Source organism: Winogradskyella damuponensis, assembly GCF_039538385.1.
GTDB lineage: Bacteria > Bacteroidota > Bacteroidia > Flavobacteriales > Flavobacteriaceae > Winogradskyella > Winogradskyella damuponensis.
Genome location: NZ_BAABCB010000027.1, coordinates 69,040 through 85,753 on the forward strand (window position 1 = coordinate 69,040; position 16,714 = coordinate 85,753).

14 protein-coding genes are annotated in these 16,714 nt (G+C 33.3%); 5 read left to right on the forward strand and 9 right to left on the reverse strand.

Annotated elements, in window-relative coordinates; translation table 11 throughout:
- Window positions 1–10 precede the first annotated feature (10 nt).
- The gene (locus tag ABD730_RS13400) at window positions 11–739 is read left to right on the forward strand and encodes a siderophore-interacting protein (RefSeq protein ID WP_344715354.1); all 729 of its coding nucleotides are present in this window, start codon (window positions 11–13) and stop codon (window positions 737–739) included.
- Between the two features lie 120 nt (window positions 740–859).
- On the opposite strand, the gene guaB is transcribed toward ABD730_RS13400, so the two are convergent.
- The 5 genes from guaB to ABD730_RS13425 all read right to left on the reverse strand — a co-directional run bounded on the left by guaB (window position 860) and on the right by ABD730_RS13425 (window position 7,550).
- Window positions 860–2,332 (reverse strand): IMP dehydrogenase, encoded by a 1,473-nt coding sequence (guaB, locus tag ABD730_RS13405; RefSeq protein WP_344715357.1) that lies wholly within the window; start codon window positions 2,330–2,332, stop codon window positions 860–862.
- Between the two features lie 97 nt (window positions 2,333–2,429).
- Entirely contained in the window at window positions 2,430–4,628 is a 2,199-nt protein-coding gene (locus ABD730_RS13410) for a PepSY domain-containing protein (protein WP_344715359.1), read from the reverse strand.
- Between the two features lie 10 nt (window positions 4,629–4,638).
- Window positions 4,639–5,124 carry a DUF2271 domain-containing protein gene (locus ABD730_RS13415; protein WP_344715361.1) on the reverse strand — a complete coding sequence of 162 codons (486 nt, stop codon included), beginning with the start codon at window positions 5,122–5,124 and terminating at the stop codon, window positions 4,639–4,641.
- Between the two features lie 13 nt (window positions 5,125–5,137).
- On the reverse strand, window positions 5,138–6,610 hold the full coding sequence (locus ABD730_RS13420; RefSeq protein WP_344715364.1) for an ankyrin repeat domain-containing protein: 1,473 nt from the start codon (window positions 6,608–6,610) through the stop codon (window positions 5,138–5,140).
- Between the two features lie 37 nt (window positions 6,611–6,647).
- Window positions 6,648–7,550, reverse strand: coding sequence for a DUF6607 family protein (locus ABD730_RS13425; RefSeq protein WP_344715366.1), 903 nt, complete (start codon window positions 7,548–7,550; stop codon window positions 6,648–6,650).
- A 102-nt stretch (window positions 7,551–7,652) separates the two neighbouring features.
- Here ABD730_RS13425 and ABD730_RS13430 point away from each other — a divergent pair, with 102 nt between their 5' ends.
- Both ABD730_RS13430 and ABD730_RS13435 read left to right on the forward strand, forming a co-directional pair.
- Window positions 7,653–9,791, forward strand: coding sequence for a TonB-dependent receptor plug domain-containing protein (locus ABD730_RS13430; protein ID WP_344715368.1), 2,139 nt, complete (start codon window positions 7,653–7,655; stop codon window positions 9,789–9,791).
- Between the two features lie 12 nt (window positions 9,792–9,803).
- On the forward strand, window positions 9,804–10,901 hold the full coding sequence (locus ABD730_RS13435) for an HmuY family protein (RefSeq protein ID WP_344715370.1): 1,098 nt from the start codon (window positions 9,804–9,806) through the stop codon (window positions 10,899–10,901).
- Window positions 10,902–10,953: 52 nt separating this feature from the next.
- Here the strand turns inward: ABD730_RS13435 and ABD730_RS13440 are convergent, their stop codons facing one another.
- The 4 genes from ABD730_RS13440 to ABD730_RS13455 all read right to left on the reverse strand — a co-directional run bounded on the left by ABD730_RS13440 (window position 10,954) and on the right by ABD730_RS13455 (window position 14,401).
- Window positions 10,954–11,817 (reverse strand): hydroxymethylglutaryl-CoA lyase, encoded by an 864-nt coding sequence (locus ABD730_RS13440; protein WP_215925032.1) that lies wholly within the window; start codon window positions 11,815–11,817, stop codon window positions 10,954–10,956.
- A 137-nt stretch (window positions 11,818–11,954) separates the two neighbouring features.
- Entirely contained in the window at window positions 11,955–12,704 is a 750-nt protein-coding gene (locus tag ABD730_RS13445) for a hypothetical protein (protein ID WP_344715372.1), read from the reverse strand.
- Window positions 12,705–12,708: 4 nt separating this feature from the next.
- Entirely contained in the window at window positions 12,709–13,326 is a 618-nt protein-coding gene (locus tag ABD730_RS13450; RefSeq protein WP_334471163.1) for a LysE family translocator, read from the reverse strand.
- A 46-nt stretch (window positions 13,327–13,372) separates the two neighbouring features.
- A complete protein-coding gene (locus tag ABD730_RS13455; RefSeq protein WP_344715374.1) occupies window positions 13,373–14,401 on the reverse strand; it encodes a quinone-dependent dihydroorotate dehydrogenase in 1,029 nt (342 codons plus the stop codon).
- Window positions 14,402–14,549: 148 nt separating this feature from the next.
- On the opposite strand from ABD730_RS13455, the gene ABD730_RS13460 reads away from it, so the two are divergent.
- Window positions 14,550–15,380 (forward strand): universal stress protein, encoded by an 831-nt coding sequence (locus ABD730_RS13460; RefSeq protein WP_334471133.1) that lies wholly within the window; start codon window positions 14,550–14,552, stop codon window positions 15,378–15,380.
- Between the two features lie 18 nt (window positions 15,381–15,398).
- Complete coding sequence (pepT, locus tag ABD730_RS13465; protein ID WP_334471135.1) at window positions 15,399–16,628, forward strand: peptidase T; 1,230 nt, start codon at window positions 15,399–15,401, stop codon at window positions 16,626–16,628.
- Window positions 16,629–16,714 lie beyond the last annotated feature (86 nt).

Genomic DNA, 16,714 nt, shown 5'->3' on the forward strand with positions numbered 1-16,714 from the left:
TTTAAGAGTATTGCGTATTTTAGAAAACTTCATAAAAACGGTAATTTTAGAAGAAGCTACTATTACAGAAAAAGTTACACTTTCTAACAAAGCTTATAGAATTCGTCTGCAAGGAGACAGTATTCGTAAAGCAACGTTTACACCTGGTGCGTTCTTAAGAATGGCCATAGGTATTGGCAAAGAAGAACTGTCAATGAAAGACAAAATAAGAAGCTACAGTGTTTGGGATATTGATAAAGAAAAAGGCACATTAGATTTAGCAATTGCCACACATAGTAATGGTGTAGGCTCACAATGGGCAAAGCATTGCAAAGAAGGTGATACCATTTATTACAAATGGAAGAAAGGTAATTTCATAGCGGATGATTCAGCCGAAAGCTATATCATGATAGGAGATCTTTCTGCTTTGTCTCATTTATACATGATTAACCGAAATATTGGTAAGGATAAGCAAATCATTAGTGTTATCTATAATTCTAATAAAAGTGAATTATTTCCAGATATAGATGGACATTTTCCTTTTCATTTTTATGAATTACCTGAAAACCCATACCATGAAATCATCACTAAATTAAAAGACATCACCCCTACTCTAAAAGGCAAAACGCTAGTTTATATTGCTGGTGATAGCAGAACCTGTATTGCTTTAAATCATTTTTTTAGAAAAGAATTGCATTGGGACACCAAACGAATAAAAACAAAACCTTTTTGGAACCCTGAAAAACAAGGTCTAGAATAATTCCCAATAAAAAGACGTTAAAACAACCCCTAGATTATTATAGGCACAAAAAAAAACAGCACCTTTAAAGATGCTATTTTTTTTGCTAATATATAGATTCCTACTGTCGCAGGAATTTGGTTATCTAGAATAATTTGGAGCTTCCTTAGTAATGGTAACATCATGTGGGTGACTTTCATTAATACCAGAACTTGTGATTTTCACAAAACGTCCGGTTTCTTTTAAAGTGGCAATATCTTTAGCACCACAATAGCCCATTCCTGCTCTAAGCCCACCAATAAACTGATGAATACTTTCTACCAACTCACCTTTATATGGTACACGACCAACAATACCTTCAGGAACTAATTTTTTAATATCATCTTCAACATCCTGAAAATAACGGTCTTTACTTCCTTGTTTCATGGCTTCTACAGATCCCATGCCTCGGTAAGATTTAAATTTACGTCCTTCGTAGATAATCGTTTCTCCTGGACTTTCTTTTGTTCCTGCTAAAAGCGATCCTAACATTACGGTATCTGCACCAGCGGCAATCGCTTTAGGGATATCTCCTGTATAACGAATTCCACCATCAGCAATCACAGGAACTCCTGAACCTTTAATAGCCGCAGCCACTTCTAAAACTGCAGAGAACTGAGGAAAACCAACTCCTGCTACTACTCTAGTGGTACAAATTGAACCTGGTCCAATACCAACTTTCACTGCATCAGCTCCAGCTTCAACTAAATATTTTGCAGCAGCACCAGTAGCGATGTTACCAACTATGACTTCCAATTTTGGAAATTTCTTTTTAATCTCTTTTAACACTGCTACAACACCTTTGGTATGACCATGAGCGGTATCAATAATCACAGCATCAACACCAGCATTTACTAATGCCGAAGCACGTTCTACAGCATCACCTGTAACTCCAATAGCTGCTGCTACACGTAAACGACCGAAAGAATCTTTATTGGCATTTGGCTTTTGCGTCACCTTAGTGATATCTCTAAAGGTAATTAGTCCCTTTAGTTTATAATTATCATCAACAATTAATAATTTTTCAATTTTGTTTTGTTGAAGAATTTTTTCAGCATCTTTTAAAGACGTACCTACAGCTGCAGTGACTAAATTGTCTTTAGTCATAACATCAACAATAGGCTTCTTACTATCGTGTTCAAAACGTAAATCTCTGTTGGTAACAATACCTTTTAATTCGCCATTATCGCCTACAATTGGAATACCTCCAATACCATGCTCTGCCATATTAGACTTCGCATCAAAAACGGTTGCTGTTAATGGTAAGGTCACAGGATCGATAATCATTCCGCTTTCTGCACGCTTTACACGACGTACTTTATCAGCTTGCTGCTCTATCGTCATGTTTTTATGCAACACACCTATTCCACCTTCTTGCGCCATGGCAATTGCCATTTTACTTTCGGTAACCGTATCCATTGCTGCAGAAATCACAGGAATGTTAATGGTTATGTTTTTTGTAAATTTAGTTTGAATACTAACTTCGCGAGGAAGAACTTCTGAAAATGCTGGAACTAAGAGTACGTCATCATAAGTAAGACCTTCTCCAACAATTTTATTTTCGTGTGCTGTCATGGCAATTAAAATTTAATTGCACGCAAAAGTACAATTAATATTGACAAATTATAAGATATTTAAAGGCTATTTGCAACACTTAACAATCTATTAATAATCAATAACAATCCATTTTAAGCTGATCATTGTTTTCAAATGTACTTAACGGTTTGTCTAAGTGTGTTGTAGTGATGGTATGCAACACCTCTAAAACGCGATTTTGCATGGCTACAGAACCACAAATCATTACCACTCCACCTGTATTTAAAACACGGCTTAATAAGTCTTGATGCTCTAAAATTAAATCTTGAACGTAAATTTTATCTTTCTGCTCTTGTGAATAGGCAATATGAAAACTAGATAAGTTTTTCTTACTAAATGCCGAATCGATAATGTTTTCGTAAATATTTAGAGAATCTTGTGTGCGTCCTCCCCAAAATAAATGGTTCTTTGTTTTAATATGATTCTCATTAATCATTCCTAAAAACGGTGCAATTCCAGTACCATTGGCTATCATTACCACTTCTTTTACATCGGTTGGAAAATGAAAATCTAAGTTTCGTTTAACTTGCGCTTTAACGATTTCGTTGACTTTTAAGTTGTTAAAATAATTAGAACAGACCCCAAATTCGTGTTTTTTGATGCTTAAAATAATATCATTTTCTATTTTACCAATAGAATATTGACGTTCAATAAAATCGGCTTCCGGATATAAAGACAACAAATCACCAGACTCAAATTTCACTTTTTTATGTGGTCGCAATTGCACTAAAAATGAATCGTCCTTATTGGGTTCTGATTTATTAATAACCTTAAACTCCTTTAATTTTTTTAAATTGATTTGAGGTTTTTGAAACTTAATCTTTAAATCGTGATTTGTACGCTCGTTCCATTGCTTAATCCATATTTTATAAGCTTCAAAGGATTGATTATTAATTTTGAAAAGCGGAAGGTGTTCCTCAAAATTGTCTTGCTTTTGAAACATCTCATCCACTTCTATGGCATATTTACAATAGTCAGGATACATTAGCGACCCAAAACCAACAACAGCATACTTCATCGTTTGCTTCTGCTGCATTTTTTGAAATAATTTTTCAAAATTTGAAGCACTTGTTGGCGCTTCACCTTCGCCATAAGTCGAGGCAAAAACGATGATATATTTAGCCTTTTTATATTCTGAATACGCGTTTAAAGCTGTAATAAAAACCGAATGACCTTCTGCGATTAAAGCGTCATAAAATAGCTTGGCAGAATTAAAGGTATTGCCGGTTTCAGAACCAACTAAAATGATATAGTCTGCCTCATCTTTTTTGAATTTATTCTTAATTTTCGCTGTTTCTTTTCGTCGTTTTAACGTCATGGCAAAGCCAGAATACATAAAGAATAAAATGGCCAAACTCGCTAAGAACAATACCACTGACCAAAGGATAGTCCCTTGACCTGTATGCAAAATTAAGCTCCAATTAGACGCTAATGCTACAAACGATGTGTTTTGGTTACTGACGATAGCTCCTGTATATTGATTGACTAAAATTTCCTTATCCGATAATTTAACGGTGAAATAATCTTCAATATCATCAGAAAACGGAAACTCAACATATTTTACATCTTCAAGTTTTATGTTTTGAAATGTTTGAAACTCTAAGATGTCTAATTTGTTTTCAACATCATCTTGCTCAGGATAGTTGTGTGATATTTTAGAATCTGGAAGTAAATCAAATTTTTCAAGCGATAGAAATACACCTGTCAGTGTAATAATTACAATAGGAATTAAAGCATATCGACCTATAACAACATGATAATATTGATCAAAGTTTTCTCTAACCACTTTAGAAAAGAAACGTTTGATACCCCCTTGACGTTTTAATATGAGTTGAATTCCTGTTACTGAAATCAGCAATAACAAAAAGGACACGACACCTATTAAAACACGACCTGTTGTTTTTAGAAACAGTGAACGATGAAGGTTAGTGGCGAATTCATAAATGGGTGCTTTCTTTATAATATCACCTAATTTTTCGCCTGTAATGGGATTAATATAAAAGGTTTCACTGTCTCCTTCTTTGGTAATGACTGAGGCACTTACAAAATCATTTTTATCGACTTCGAGTGTAAATACCTCATCATATTCTTGCTGTAACACATTTAAGGTTTCAGCAAGAGACCTATCGTTTGCCCCAGAAACAGCATACGGTTGCAACTGATTTGTAATGGGTTCAAACGCTAAAATAGCACCAGTTACCGATGCTATTAAAATAAACAAAGAAGACATAACAGCCAATACTAGATGACTGTATCTCCAGATGGAAATGGTCATAGTATTGGTTTTATTGAGGCATCATTCGGATGTAACGAATAAATCCTTTTCCTTCTACTTTAGATTTTACGGTTTCTGAAGTCAACTCAAATTCTACATCACTTTCGTAATACTCTTGATCTTCAACAGCGGTTTCAAATCTTAACTTGTAACCTTTATCTAATTTGTCATTATCAATTTCAATGACACTTATAGCACGTTCGCCTCCGCTAATAGTTGCTCCTGTAATGGCATCGATATCTGGCCTTCTTTTTCCATAATAGTCCCACCACGATTCAATGGTATTGTACCACTCATCATCATCTCCTTTAACGTTTAAGGTTTCTACATAGTCGCCTTCTGGATTTAATAATGAAATGACAATATAGGCTCCTTCTCCTGTATAATTTGTCATTTGAATCATACATTTATACTTTGCTGATTCTGTAAAATTAGTAAACGATACTAAACTAAAAGCTACAATATTTAATAATGCTATAATGTGTATATTCTTCATCTTAAAAATTCTATTACTTTAAAAATTCTATTGAAATATTGTTTTTCTTTAACAACTCATTTTCTTTTGCCAAATCATAAGCAGATTCCTCAAAATCTGTAACAATTTGCTTTTTTGCACCGTGTTTTAGTAAAAATTTTAGAACTGAATTGTCCTGTGCTTTCATTGCTGCGATATGCAACGCGGTATTACCTTCATTATTTTTCGCATTAATATCTTGATCCATTGTTGTTGCAATTTCTAAAAGCTCAATACTATTCTTTTCTACAGCCAAATGATACCATGTATTGCCATTTTTCTGAACCGTAGTTAAATCGACTTTATTCTTTTTAAGTACTTCCATCTTTTGAATAAACTGCTCTTTATTTCGCTTAGAGTATGACTCTACTAAATAATATACAAGGTTATTACCATCAGCATCAATAATAGTCGTATCATATCCTTTTTCAATTAAATATGTAACCATATCTGGGGAATTTCCTTTTAACGCTAATGATAATGCTGATTGGCCATGTTTATTAATTGTATTAATAGTTTTCAATTTCTCGACTAAGGTTTTAACGACGATTAAATCATTTCTAGAAGCCGCATTCATAACCGCATTATTTCCTTTAAGGTCTTTAGTGCTTACGTCTAACCCTTTTTCTAATAAGAAATTTATAATTTCTAAGTCTTTACTTCTAGAAGCTAAAACGTGTAAAGGAGTAATTCCTTCTTCATTAGATACATTTGGGTTTAAACCAATACGTTCTAAATACTTATAGACTTCAATACCATTAGCTGATCCTCTAGTACCATTTGCTGCAAATATAAAGGCTTCATCAGTACCTTTAATTCCTTTCTTTAAAAGAGAATTCATTAACGCTATATGACCCGTTTTAGCTGCATAATTAAAAATACCATTCCCTGCTTTGTCAACACTATTAATATCCAAACCTTTAGATTGGAAATAGGTCATTAATTTAAAATCCTTATCATATGGTGCTGCAAGTAATAAAGCATTAGCTCCATTAGGGTTTGTTTTCTTTATTAATTCTGCATCATACTTTGTTAATATGTCATAGACTGCCGTATTTGCTTGTCCTGAAGCTGCTGCAAAATTAATAATGGTATTCCCTTTATCGTCTGTTATATTAGTTTTTGCCCCATTTTCTAATAGATATTCCACCAATTTAGCATTGCCTTTATAAGCTGCCCAAAACGCATAGGTTCTACCATCGTGAGTTAGTTTATTAACATCATTTCCCTTTTGAGAAATCATATAAGTAATGGTCTCTAAAGGTGCGTCTTGCAAGGTTGCATAAACCACACCATCAAAATTGTTAGCATTAGCTTCAGCAGGATTATTGCCTTCTTTTATTTTTTGCTTTACAGTTTCTACAGTTGGCTGAGTTCCCCAAAATTCACGATCTAAAAAGATATTCTTACTCTGTGCAAAAGTGGATAACGACAATGCTAAAAAAAGCATAACTACTATCGATTTCATTGTTTTCATATATATGATTGATTTATTTTAAACTTATTTATTTTACAAAAGATTCTATAATACGATTAATTTCTTTTTTAGCTGTTATTTCATCATCTAATAAGTATTTAAACAACACTTTATTATCCACTTTTTCAGCCAAGGTTAAATCTTTATTTCTGCCATAAACTGCATCCCATTTTGTTCTTACCAAAGCCCATTTATCTTGTTGTGCTTTCCACCAATCTTGTGACGCTTGACATCTACTATCGTCTACTTTTTTATAGGTATTATACCCTTTTTCCTTAGCAATAATCACGTCTTCTTTTCCTGCTTCTCGTAACACTTTCTCATTATCTTGATCGTGTACCCAACCAAAATCTGTAATCTCATGACGGTTACCTCTTAATGTAATATTGTAATCGTTACGTTTGGTGTATTCACGTCTTGGCAATGGTGCTGTTGTCGTATTTTCCCAATAGTGCTTACCATCGACATGAACCCAAGTACCAGAACCTTCATAGCGTGGACTATCATCTACCTGAAACACTTTCTGCGTCCACTGCCCTTTTACATCATCCTTGGATTTTTTTTCAAAGGTCCAATTATTATCTCCATTATACATATAAAACTCTTGATTTTGAAATAACCAATCTTGTCTCCAGTGTTTTACAATATGTGGACTATCAGGTCGTCCGACTTGCAATAAATGTTGAATTGAGATTTTATCATCTTCATCTTCTATAGCAAAAGCGTACTCTAAGCCTTTATCAACTTTGGTTTCTGAAGGTCTATAAAGCGAATCATTACTATAGTTGAAGGTCTCCGTAAAATTGAACGTTACTTCAAAACAACCACACATCGCTTTAATGGCTTCTTGATCTAGAGTTTTCTTCTTTTGTGCATTACTACTTAAAGTAAATGCTAATACAATGGCTAAAACGGGTACTACTTTTTTCATATTTAAAAGATAAATGATGTGTTTAAAAATTATTAAAAAAAAACTATTCTTATTTAGAATGAATTAAAATAAGATTTTATATTTGCGACAAATTTATCAAGAATGAGTCTAAATAAAAATAAAATCACAATTTATTTTTCAATAATTTTCTTTTCATGGGCTTTCTCCCAAAAAAGAGAAACCACAGTTGATAGTACCAAAACAGAATCTTTAGATGAAGTTGTTGTAACAGGCCAATATAATCCCACCTCAATAAAAAAATCTGTACATAATGTCATTGTGATTAATAGAAAGCAGATAGAACAAGTTGCGGCTAACAATCTGGCCGATTTATTAAATTTCAATCTTAACCTTACTATTATTCCTAATGCACAAACAGGACGCTCTACGATTTCGTTTTTTGGCTTAGATTCTCAATATTTCAACATTTTAGTAGATAACATTCCACTAGTTAGTGACAATGGCTTAGGAAATGATATTGATTTAACCCAAATTAATCTTGACGACATTGAACGTATTGAGATTGTTGAAGGCGCCATGGGTGTTGAATATGGTGCGAATGCTGTTTCAGGAGTAATTAATATCATTACCAAAAAATCTATAACTAACGATTGGCGTATTCAAGCCTATATACAAGAAGAAACCGTAAGTGACGAGTATGCTTGGTTTGATGAAGGCAGACATATACAATCTTTTAGTGTGGCTCATAACATAAATGAGAAATGGATGGCTAAAATTGGAGCTAACCGAAATGATTTTGCCGGATTTTTCAACCAACGTCAAGGGCAAGATTACTACCAAAATGATGGGCTTAGAGGCTACGAATGGTTACCAAAACAGCAATTAAACACCAATGCTTTAATTAATTATAAAGGCAATAATTTTAGAGTACTATACAAGTTTGAATACTTTAACGAGCAAATTAATTACTATGATGCCGCCGTAAGAGCGAATATAGATACTCAAAATCAAACGAGTAATCCATCGGCTACAGATCGCATATTTACCACCAACCGCTTTGTAAACAACTTAAATATTGATGGTAACCTCAACTCTGGAGCTAACTATAACGTAGCACTCTCCTATCAGCAGCAAGAACGCGACTTAAACGAATTTAACTATTTTATATTAAGTAAAGAACGTAGTAATGAAAGTGACGAAACCTACCAATCTAGTAAAGTCGTATTTTCTAAAGGAACTATAGACAACTTAGTAAAAAGTGATTTTTATAATTTCCAACTCGGTTATGAAGCGCGTTATATAGAAGGCTTTGACACGCAAGCTACAGGCGATGTTACCCAACAAGATAAAACCAACACACAGACTAATTCTGCCATTTTTGGATCTTCAGAATTAAGCTTTTCAAATAAATTCTCTTTACGTCCTGGTGTACGCTATGAATATAATTCCCTTTTTAAATCGAAATTAATGGGCTCTTTAAGTGCGCGTTATTTAATGGATCATGGTTTTGAACTTAGAGCCAACGTTGGTACCTCTTATAGAACTCCTAATTTTGAAGAATTATACTACTACTTTGTAGATTCCAATCATGATGTTCAAGGGAATGAAAATTTAAATCCTGAAAATGGTTTTTCTGCCTTTGTGAATCTAAAAAAGCGAAGTTGGCTTAATGAGCTTTCTTTAGTTAACAACCTAAAATTAAGCTATGTCGATGTTTCAGATAGAATTGATTTGGCTGTGGTTAATACCACTCCTTTACAGTATCAATTTATAAATATTGATAAATTCAAACTGTGGAGTCTTTCATTAGAAAACACATTGAAAGTCGACAATTTAGCATTCAATTTAGGTGCCACGTTTCAAGGTATTTCTAGAATAAATAACAATGAGGTCAATGGCAATGATGATTTTCTGTACAATTTTCAAGTTAACACTAGTGCATCCTATTTTGTAGAACCTTGGAATACCTCATTCAGCTTACTATTAAAATACAACGGAGAACAAGAGCAATACATTGCATCTGGTTCTGATACGGATGGAAACTCGACCTTCTCAAAAGTAACAACAGACGCATATAGTTGGCTAGACGCCTCTGTAAAAAAATCCTTTTTAAACAACAAAATCAATATAACACTTGGTGGACGCAACTTATTAGATGTCACTAGTGTAAACGTAAGTAATACTGCTACTGGTGGCACACACACAACTAACAGCAATGCCTTATTATTAGGCTACGGAAGATCTTTTTATTTAAAACTATTGTATAACCTAAATTTTTAAACACTACACATTATGACAAATAAATTTTTAAAATTGGCTTTATGCCTATGTATTATTGCATTTTCTAGCTGCAGTAGCGACGACGACGTTTCTGGTCCACTTACTATTGTGATTGACGGTGCTTCTATCACTCCAGAAGTTGGAGGTCCTAATCAACAAAACCAAGTTTATATTGACTTAAGTACAAATACAAAGACAGCTGTTCAACGTGATTCTTGGGACTTAGGATTTTATACAGGTTCAGATTTCAGAGTTACCATAAACGGTTCAATTGAAATGGCAGCTGCTAAACTTAGTACCACAGATATTAATGCTATTAGTTCTACCACACAAGAAGTAATTGACTTACAGCCTGCAGTCGCAGTTGGTACATTTGACAGTACTAATATAACTTATGTAGATGGGTTTGATGGTAATATCAATGATACCGCTATAGCGCCAATCTCTTCTACAGATTCTGAAAACTATGTCTATTTAATAAATCTTGGTAATGAAGTTGGTACAACAACACCTGAAACTGGTTCTGTTGCTTTAAAAGGCGAAGAGAGAGGTTGGAAAAAAATACGTATTCTGCAAGATGCCAATAATTACGTACTTCAATATGCAGATTTGGACGCCACTACACACGAGGAAATCACAATTTCTAAAGACAGCAACTTTAACTTTACATTTTTTAGTTTTAATACAGAGAGTATTGTTAGCGTTGAACCAGCATCTTCAAATTGGGATTTAAACTTTACAACCTTTACCGATGAAGTTTTCGCCGGAGCAGATAGTTATGGTGCGTATTTCTATGGAGATTTTGTAGCTTCAAATAACTTAGCTAACGTAGATGTTTATATGATAGATACTGAAGAAAATACGGAACTATCTTATGACAATTTTACGTTAAGTGATGTTACGACTTCTAATTTCTCTAACGACCAAAGAAGCATTGGGAGTAGTTGGAGAAATGGTGGTGGACCAGGTTCATTACCTTCTCTTAAAGATAACGTCTTTTATATAATTAACGATACAGATGGTAATCTTTACAAATTAAAATTCTTAGCCTTAACTAATGCAGAAGGTGAGCGTGGTCATCCTGAATTTGTATATAGTTTATTACAGTAAACTTTTAAAATAGATATTAAAAAAGCCTTCATTTAAAAATGAAGGCTTTTTTTTAATGATACATGCTAAAAATCTTAGTTGCTTCATTATAAGAACTCTCAAAACACATCGCATTGAGGTCGTGAGCTTTTTTCTGAGTAAAATACGATAACATTTTTTCGGTTGGCATATTCCCTGTAAGATCATCTTTTGCCATTGGGCAACCACCAAACCCTTGTATGGCGCCATCAAAACGTCGGCAACCAGCATTATATGCAGCATCTACCTTTTCGAACCAAGTTGTTGGTGTGGTATGCAAATGTGCACCAAATTCTATATTTGAATATTCGGGGATTAAATTTGAAAATAAATAGTTGATATTCTCTGGATCTGAACTTCCAATAGTATCACTCAAAGATAAAATACCAACTCCCATTTTAGATAAGCGTTCCGTCCACTCCCCTACGATATCTACATTCCAAGGATCACCATAAGGGTTTCCAAAACCCATTGAAATATAAACCACAACTTGCTTATTGCTTTTGTCTGCAACCTCTAAAATTTCAGACAAGGTCACTACAGATTGTGCTATGGTTTTATGAGTATTACGCATCTGAAAGTTCTCTGATATTGAAAATGGAAATCCTAAATAGTCGATTTCAGAATGCACCGAAGCATCATTTGCTCCCCTTGTATTTGCTATAATAGCGAGCAATTTACTTTCCGTTTTACTCAGATCTAATTGCGCTAAAACTTCGGCCGTATCAACCATTTGCGGAATCGCTTTGGGCGATACAAAACTTCCGAAATCAATAGTATCAAAACCAACACGAAGTAAAGATTGAATGTATTGTACCTTCTTTTCTGTAGGTATAAAAGCCTTAATGCCTTGCATGGCATCTCTTGGACATTCTATTATTTTAACCGTTTTATTCATTGGTTCAAATATACATTAATTGAAATTGAAATTGAACTCGAAATAAAATTTGAAGTTAAAACTTTAAAGCTTTGATTATAATATAAATGGTATTTATCAGTATTGATAAGAGGTTTCGTTTCTGTCTATTATTTTTATTAATTAAATAGCATTTCTCCTAAAAAGCCAAACCATATTGCAAAACCTAAAATTCCGCCAACTAATCCTGATACTATAAACGAAAAACGATATTTAATAGGAATAATTTTAAAAATAATATAAAACGAAATTGTTAAACCTATTATTAAACTTATCGTTGGAATGCCCCATTCATTACACCCCAAATATCTTGATATTTTAAATTCATCTGCATGAAAACTCGACTTAGAAAGACATATTACACTATAAGATGCTTGCGCATAATTAAACACTTCTCGAAGTGCAAATAATGACATAAAAACAGCTAACCAATCCATAAGTTTAAATTGGTCTTTCCTTTTTTTTCGCCTAAAAAATAAAATCAATAAACCAATAAAACTAGTAAGTAAGGTTTGTAAAGGTCCTCCTAAAGCTACATACAAAGCATGAGTATCTGGTATAGAAGGATACTTTTTATCTAAAACCAAACTAAGGGCTTCAACTTTTGACTTCATATCTGTTGGCCAAGACCCGTAAGTATTATAGTCATACTCGGCGACTATATTATTGAGCTCTTTTAATGCAGGATCTTTCAAATAACCTTTCTGAAAATAATTCATACTTCCGTAATCTAAAGCTATATCATAACCAAAGTATTTAGCTACAGCAATATGACCAAACTCATGAGAAAGTGTTCCGATAATGGTAAATAGAATAAATGAACAAAAAACAACAAGCGAAAACTTAGGAAGAAAATGGAATCTTAGCATGACACTAAGTTAAAATAAAAACCGCAATTCCTACAAAAACTACAATCTGAAGCCATTTTAAAACGAAACCTGAGTTTTTATGTTTTAAGGTATAGGTTTTAATTTTTCCGGCTAGCAAAGCAATTATTGAAAATATAAGAAATGACACCAACATAAAAAGGCCTCCCAAAATATAAAATTGCCAAATGGTATTCATTGAATCACTAAATAAAAACCCAGGAAAAAAGGCTAAAAAGAAAATAGTCACTTTGGGGTTGAGGACATTCATAAAAAAACCTTGAACAAATAATTGTTTTAAGCTCTTCTTAGGCACATGTTCGGAATTAAGATTAAGACTAGTATCAGATTTATAAACTTTGTAAGCGAGATACAATAGGTAAAGCGAGCCTAAAATTTTAATCCCTAAAAATAGGTTTTCATTTGCTGCGATTATGGCTGAAACACCAAATGCTAATAAGGTGGTATGGATAATGCAACCTGTAATTAGACCGCAAACGGTTGCCATTCCATAAGATTTACCATGACTAATACTTTGCACTAAAACATAGATATTATCTGGTCCTGGCGAAATTGCCAATACTGATGACGCTAATGCGAATGATATGAGAATGTCGTAATTCAGAATGTGTTGATTATGGTTTTAAATTACGCTAGTTCTAACAAACAGTCTACTTCAATAAAGCTTTATTAATCCGTTTTATTAAACTCGGCCCTTCATAAATAAAACCCGTATACACCTGAACCAAATCGGCTCCTGCCGCTATTTTTTCTAAAGCATCTTCTGCTGTATGAATACCTCCTACTCCAATAATTGGAAATGCTTTGTTACTTTTTTTCGCTAAATACTGAATGACTTTAGTCGATTTATCTTTAATTGGTTGTCCGCTTAAACCACCATTACCAATTTCTGTAAGACGAGCATCGCTTGCTTTTAAACCTGTTCTGTCAACAGATGTATTACTAGCAATTACACCATCGAGGTTGGTTTCTGCAATCAACTCTATAATTTCATCCAGTTGCACATTGTTTAAGTCTGGTGCTATTTTAAGAAGAATAGGCTTCTGTTTACTAAATGTAGCATTGGCCTTTTGTACGGTAGAAATTAGTTCTAACAAATAATCTTTATCGTTAAGTTTTGCATGGCTTCCTACGTTTGGACAACTGACATTCAGCACAAAATAATCGACATAAGGATGTAAGGCATTAAAGCATTCTAAATAATCTTTGGTATAATCATCCGGAAGTGTTTGTGTGTTTTTTCCAATATTTCCACCGATTATAAGTTGTCCTTTATTCTTTTTAAGTTGCGTTATTGCAGCTTCTAAACCTTCATTATTAAAACCCATTCGGTTAATAATCCCTTTATCAGCTTTTAATCTAAACAAGCGTTTTTTAGGATTTCCTTCTTGTGCTTTTGGAGTTACCGTTCCTATTTCAATAAAACCGAATCCAAAATTGGCCAATTCATTATATAAAACCGCATTTTTATCAAAACCTGCAGCTAAACCAACGGGGTTTTTAAATTTCAGACCAAACAACTCTCGTTCTAATCGTTTATCTTCAATTAGGTATAAAGATCTGAATAGGCTTTTAATTCCTGGTAGTTTTGATACATTTCGAATTAACGAAAAGGTAAAATAATGCACTTTTTCAGGATCAAAAAGGAATAAAATAGGTCTGACTAAAACTTTGTACATGAGAACGATTTTGCTTTACAAAAATAAACAACTCCACGTTAAAACAAACCATAATTTAAGCTATTAATTTTAACAGAAACTGTTATATATCATTATTTATGCTTAAGTTTTTTACTAACTTTGAAATCCAAACAATAATCAAATTATCATGAAAAAAATTATAGTTCCAGTCGATTTTTCTAAACACTCAGAATACGCATTAGAAACAGGTGCTGCATTAGCAAAACAAAACAATTCAGAATTAATTGTTATGCACATGCTAGAAATGTCAGAATCTATTTTTTCTGCCTCAAGTGACGAACGCGGTGAAGAGAATGCATTTATGCTAATGGTTGCTAACAAAAATTTTGAAGCATTTTTAGACCAACCATATCTCGAAGGCGTTGAAGTAACACCAATGGTTAAATATCATAAAGTTTTAAAAGAAGTTGCAGCTGTTGCAGCCGATGTTAATGCCGATTTAATTGTTATGGGTTCTAGAGGACACAGTGACCATGATGGTATTTTTACAGGTTCTAATACAGAAAAAGTAGTACGTTACAGTAACACACCTGTACTAGTTGTAAAATCTAAGCCATCAACTGTAAGTTTTGAAAATATTGTTTTAGCTACTGATTTTTCTGAAGAAAGTGTTCCTGCAGTTAAAAAAGCACAAGAATTACTATCTAAATTAGGTAAAAAAACAGCTTTATTACACATTAATACTCCTAATTTAGGATTCTTAAGCACAGATGAAATTGACGCTAAAATTGCTGCATTTTTCAACAAAGCCAATCTAAAAGAAACAGATGTGACTGTGGCTCGTATTTCAGATCATAACGTTGAAGACGGTATATTAAGTTTTTCTAAAAGAAACAAAACAGATGCTGTAGCAATGATTACACATGGCAGAAAAGGATTAAGTCATTTCTTTGGAGGTAGTATTTCTGAAGACGTAGTTAATCACAGTAAACTTCCTGTTATCACCTTTAAACTTTAATTATATAATAAAAACTTCATGCAGCATATTATAAACCGTTTTATTAGTTATGTAACTATAGACACGGAATCCGACCCAAATTCTGAAACTACGCCAAGTACCGAAAAGCAGTGGAATTTAGCCAATAAATTGGTTGAAGAATTAAAAGAAATTGGCCTAAGCGATGTAACCATTGATGAGAATGCATACATTATGGCAACCTTACCAAGCAATGTAGATCATCAGGTACCAACTATTGGATTTATTTCACATTTTGATACCTCTCCAGATTTTACAGGAGCAAATGTAAAACCTCAAATTATTGAAGATTATGATGGTAAAGACATTGTTCTCAACGCCGAGGAAAATATCATTTTATCTCCAGATTATTTTGAAGATTTACTAATGTATAAAGGTCAGACCTTAATTACAACAGATGGTACAACACTTTTAGGAGCAGATGATAAAGCCGGAATTACAGAGATTGTTTCTGCAATGGAATACCTTATTAATCATCCTGAGATTAAGCATGGAAAAATAAGAATTGGGTTTACACCAGATGAAGAAATTGGTAGAGGAGCACATAAATTTGATGTTGAAAAATTCGGCGCAGATTGGGCTTATACCATGGATGGTAGCCAAGTTGGTGAATTAGAATACGAAAATTTTAATGCTGCTGGAGCAAAAATCACTGTAAAAGGTAAGATTGTTCATCCTGGATATGCTAAAGGCAAAATGATCAATTCTATGTATTATGCTTCAGAATTTATTAATACTTTACCAAGATTAGAAACGCCAGAACATACAGAAGGTTACGAAGGTTTTTTCCATTTACACAACATGGAAGGCGAAGTTGAAGAAACAATTCTTCAATATATTATTAGAGATCACGACAAAGATAAATTTGAAGCACGAAAAGCTTTATTAGAAAAAATTGTTTTTGATTTAAATACAAAATACGAAAGTGAGGTTTTTAAAATTGAAATTAAAGACCAGTACTTCAACATGAAAGAGAAAGTAGAGCCTGTAATGCATATTGTAGATATTGCAGAAGAAGCTATGAAAGCTGTTGGAGTGACTCCGTTAATAAAAGCAATACGTGGCGGAACTGATGGTTCTCAACTCTCTTATATGGGATTACCTTGCCCAAATATTTTTGCTGGAGGTCATAATTTCCATGGTCGTTATGAATATGTTCCTGTAGAAAGTATTCAAAAAGCAGTAGACGTTATTTGCAAAATTGCTGAACTTACAGCTAAACAAAACTAGTCTCCGCTTTAACCTTTTATATTAGTTAGTAGTATTGACTTAATTTTTTATTAAGTTTACTACTAACTTTTTTATTGTAATACTTT

Bases quoted from the DNA above. Each gene is read 5' to 3' on its own strand.
- ABD730_RS13430 (WP_344715368.1), top strand. From the start codon at position 7,653: ATGAGTCTAAATAAAAATAAAATCACAATTTATTTTTCAATAATTTTC.
- ABD730_RS13410 (WP_344715359.1), bottom strand. From the start codon at position 4,628: ATGACCATTTCCATCTGGAGATACAGTCATCTAGTATTGGCTGTTATG.
- ABD730_RS13460 (WP_334471133.1), top strand. From the start codon at position 14,550: ATGAAAAAAATTATAGTTCCAGTCGATTTTTCTAAACACTCAGAATAC.
- ABD730_RS13420 (WP_344715364.1), bottom strand. From the start codon at position 6,610: ATGAAATCGATAGTAGTTATGCTTTTTTTAGCATTGTCGTTATCCACT.
- ABD730_RS13445 (WP_344715372.1), bottom strand. From the start codon at position 12,704: ATGCTAAGATTCCATTTTCTTCCTAAGTTTTCGCTTGTTGTTTTTTGT.
- ABD730_RS13455 (WP_344715374.1), bottom strand. From the start codon at position 14,401: ATGTACAAAGTTTTAGTCAGACCTATTTTATTCCTTTTTGATCCTGAA.
- ABD730_RS13415 (WP_344715361.1), bottom strand. From the start codon at position 5,124: ATGAAGAATATACACATTATAGCATTATTAAATATTGTAGCTTTTAGT.
- ABD730_RS13425 (WP_344715366.1), bottom strand. From the start codon at position 7,550: ATGAAAAAAGTAGTACCCGTTTTAGCCATTGTATTAGCATTTACTTTA.
- ABD730_RS13440 (WP_215925032.1), bottom strand. From the start codon at position 11,817: ATGAATAAAACGGTTAAAATAATAGAATGTCCAAGAGATGCCATGCAA.
- guaB (WP_344715357.1), bottom strand. From the start codon at position 2,332: ATGACAGCACACGAAAATAAAATTGTTGGAGAAGGTCTTACTTATGAT.
- ABD730_RS13435 (WP_344715370.1), top strand. From the start codon at position 9,804: ATGACAAATAAATTTTTAAAATTGGCTTTATGCCTATGTATTATTGCA.
- pepT (WP_334471135.1), top strand. From the start codon at position 15,399: ATGCAGCATATTATAAACCGTTTTATTAGTTATGTAACTATAGACACG.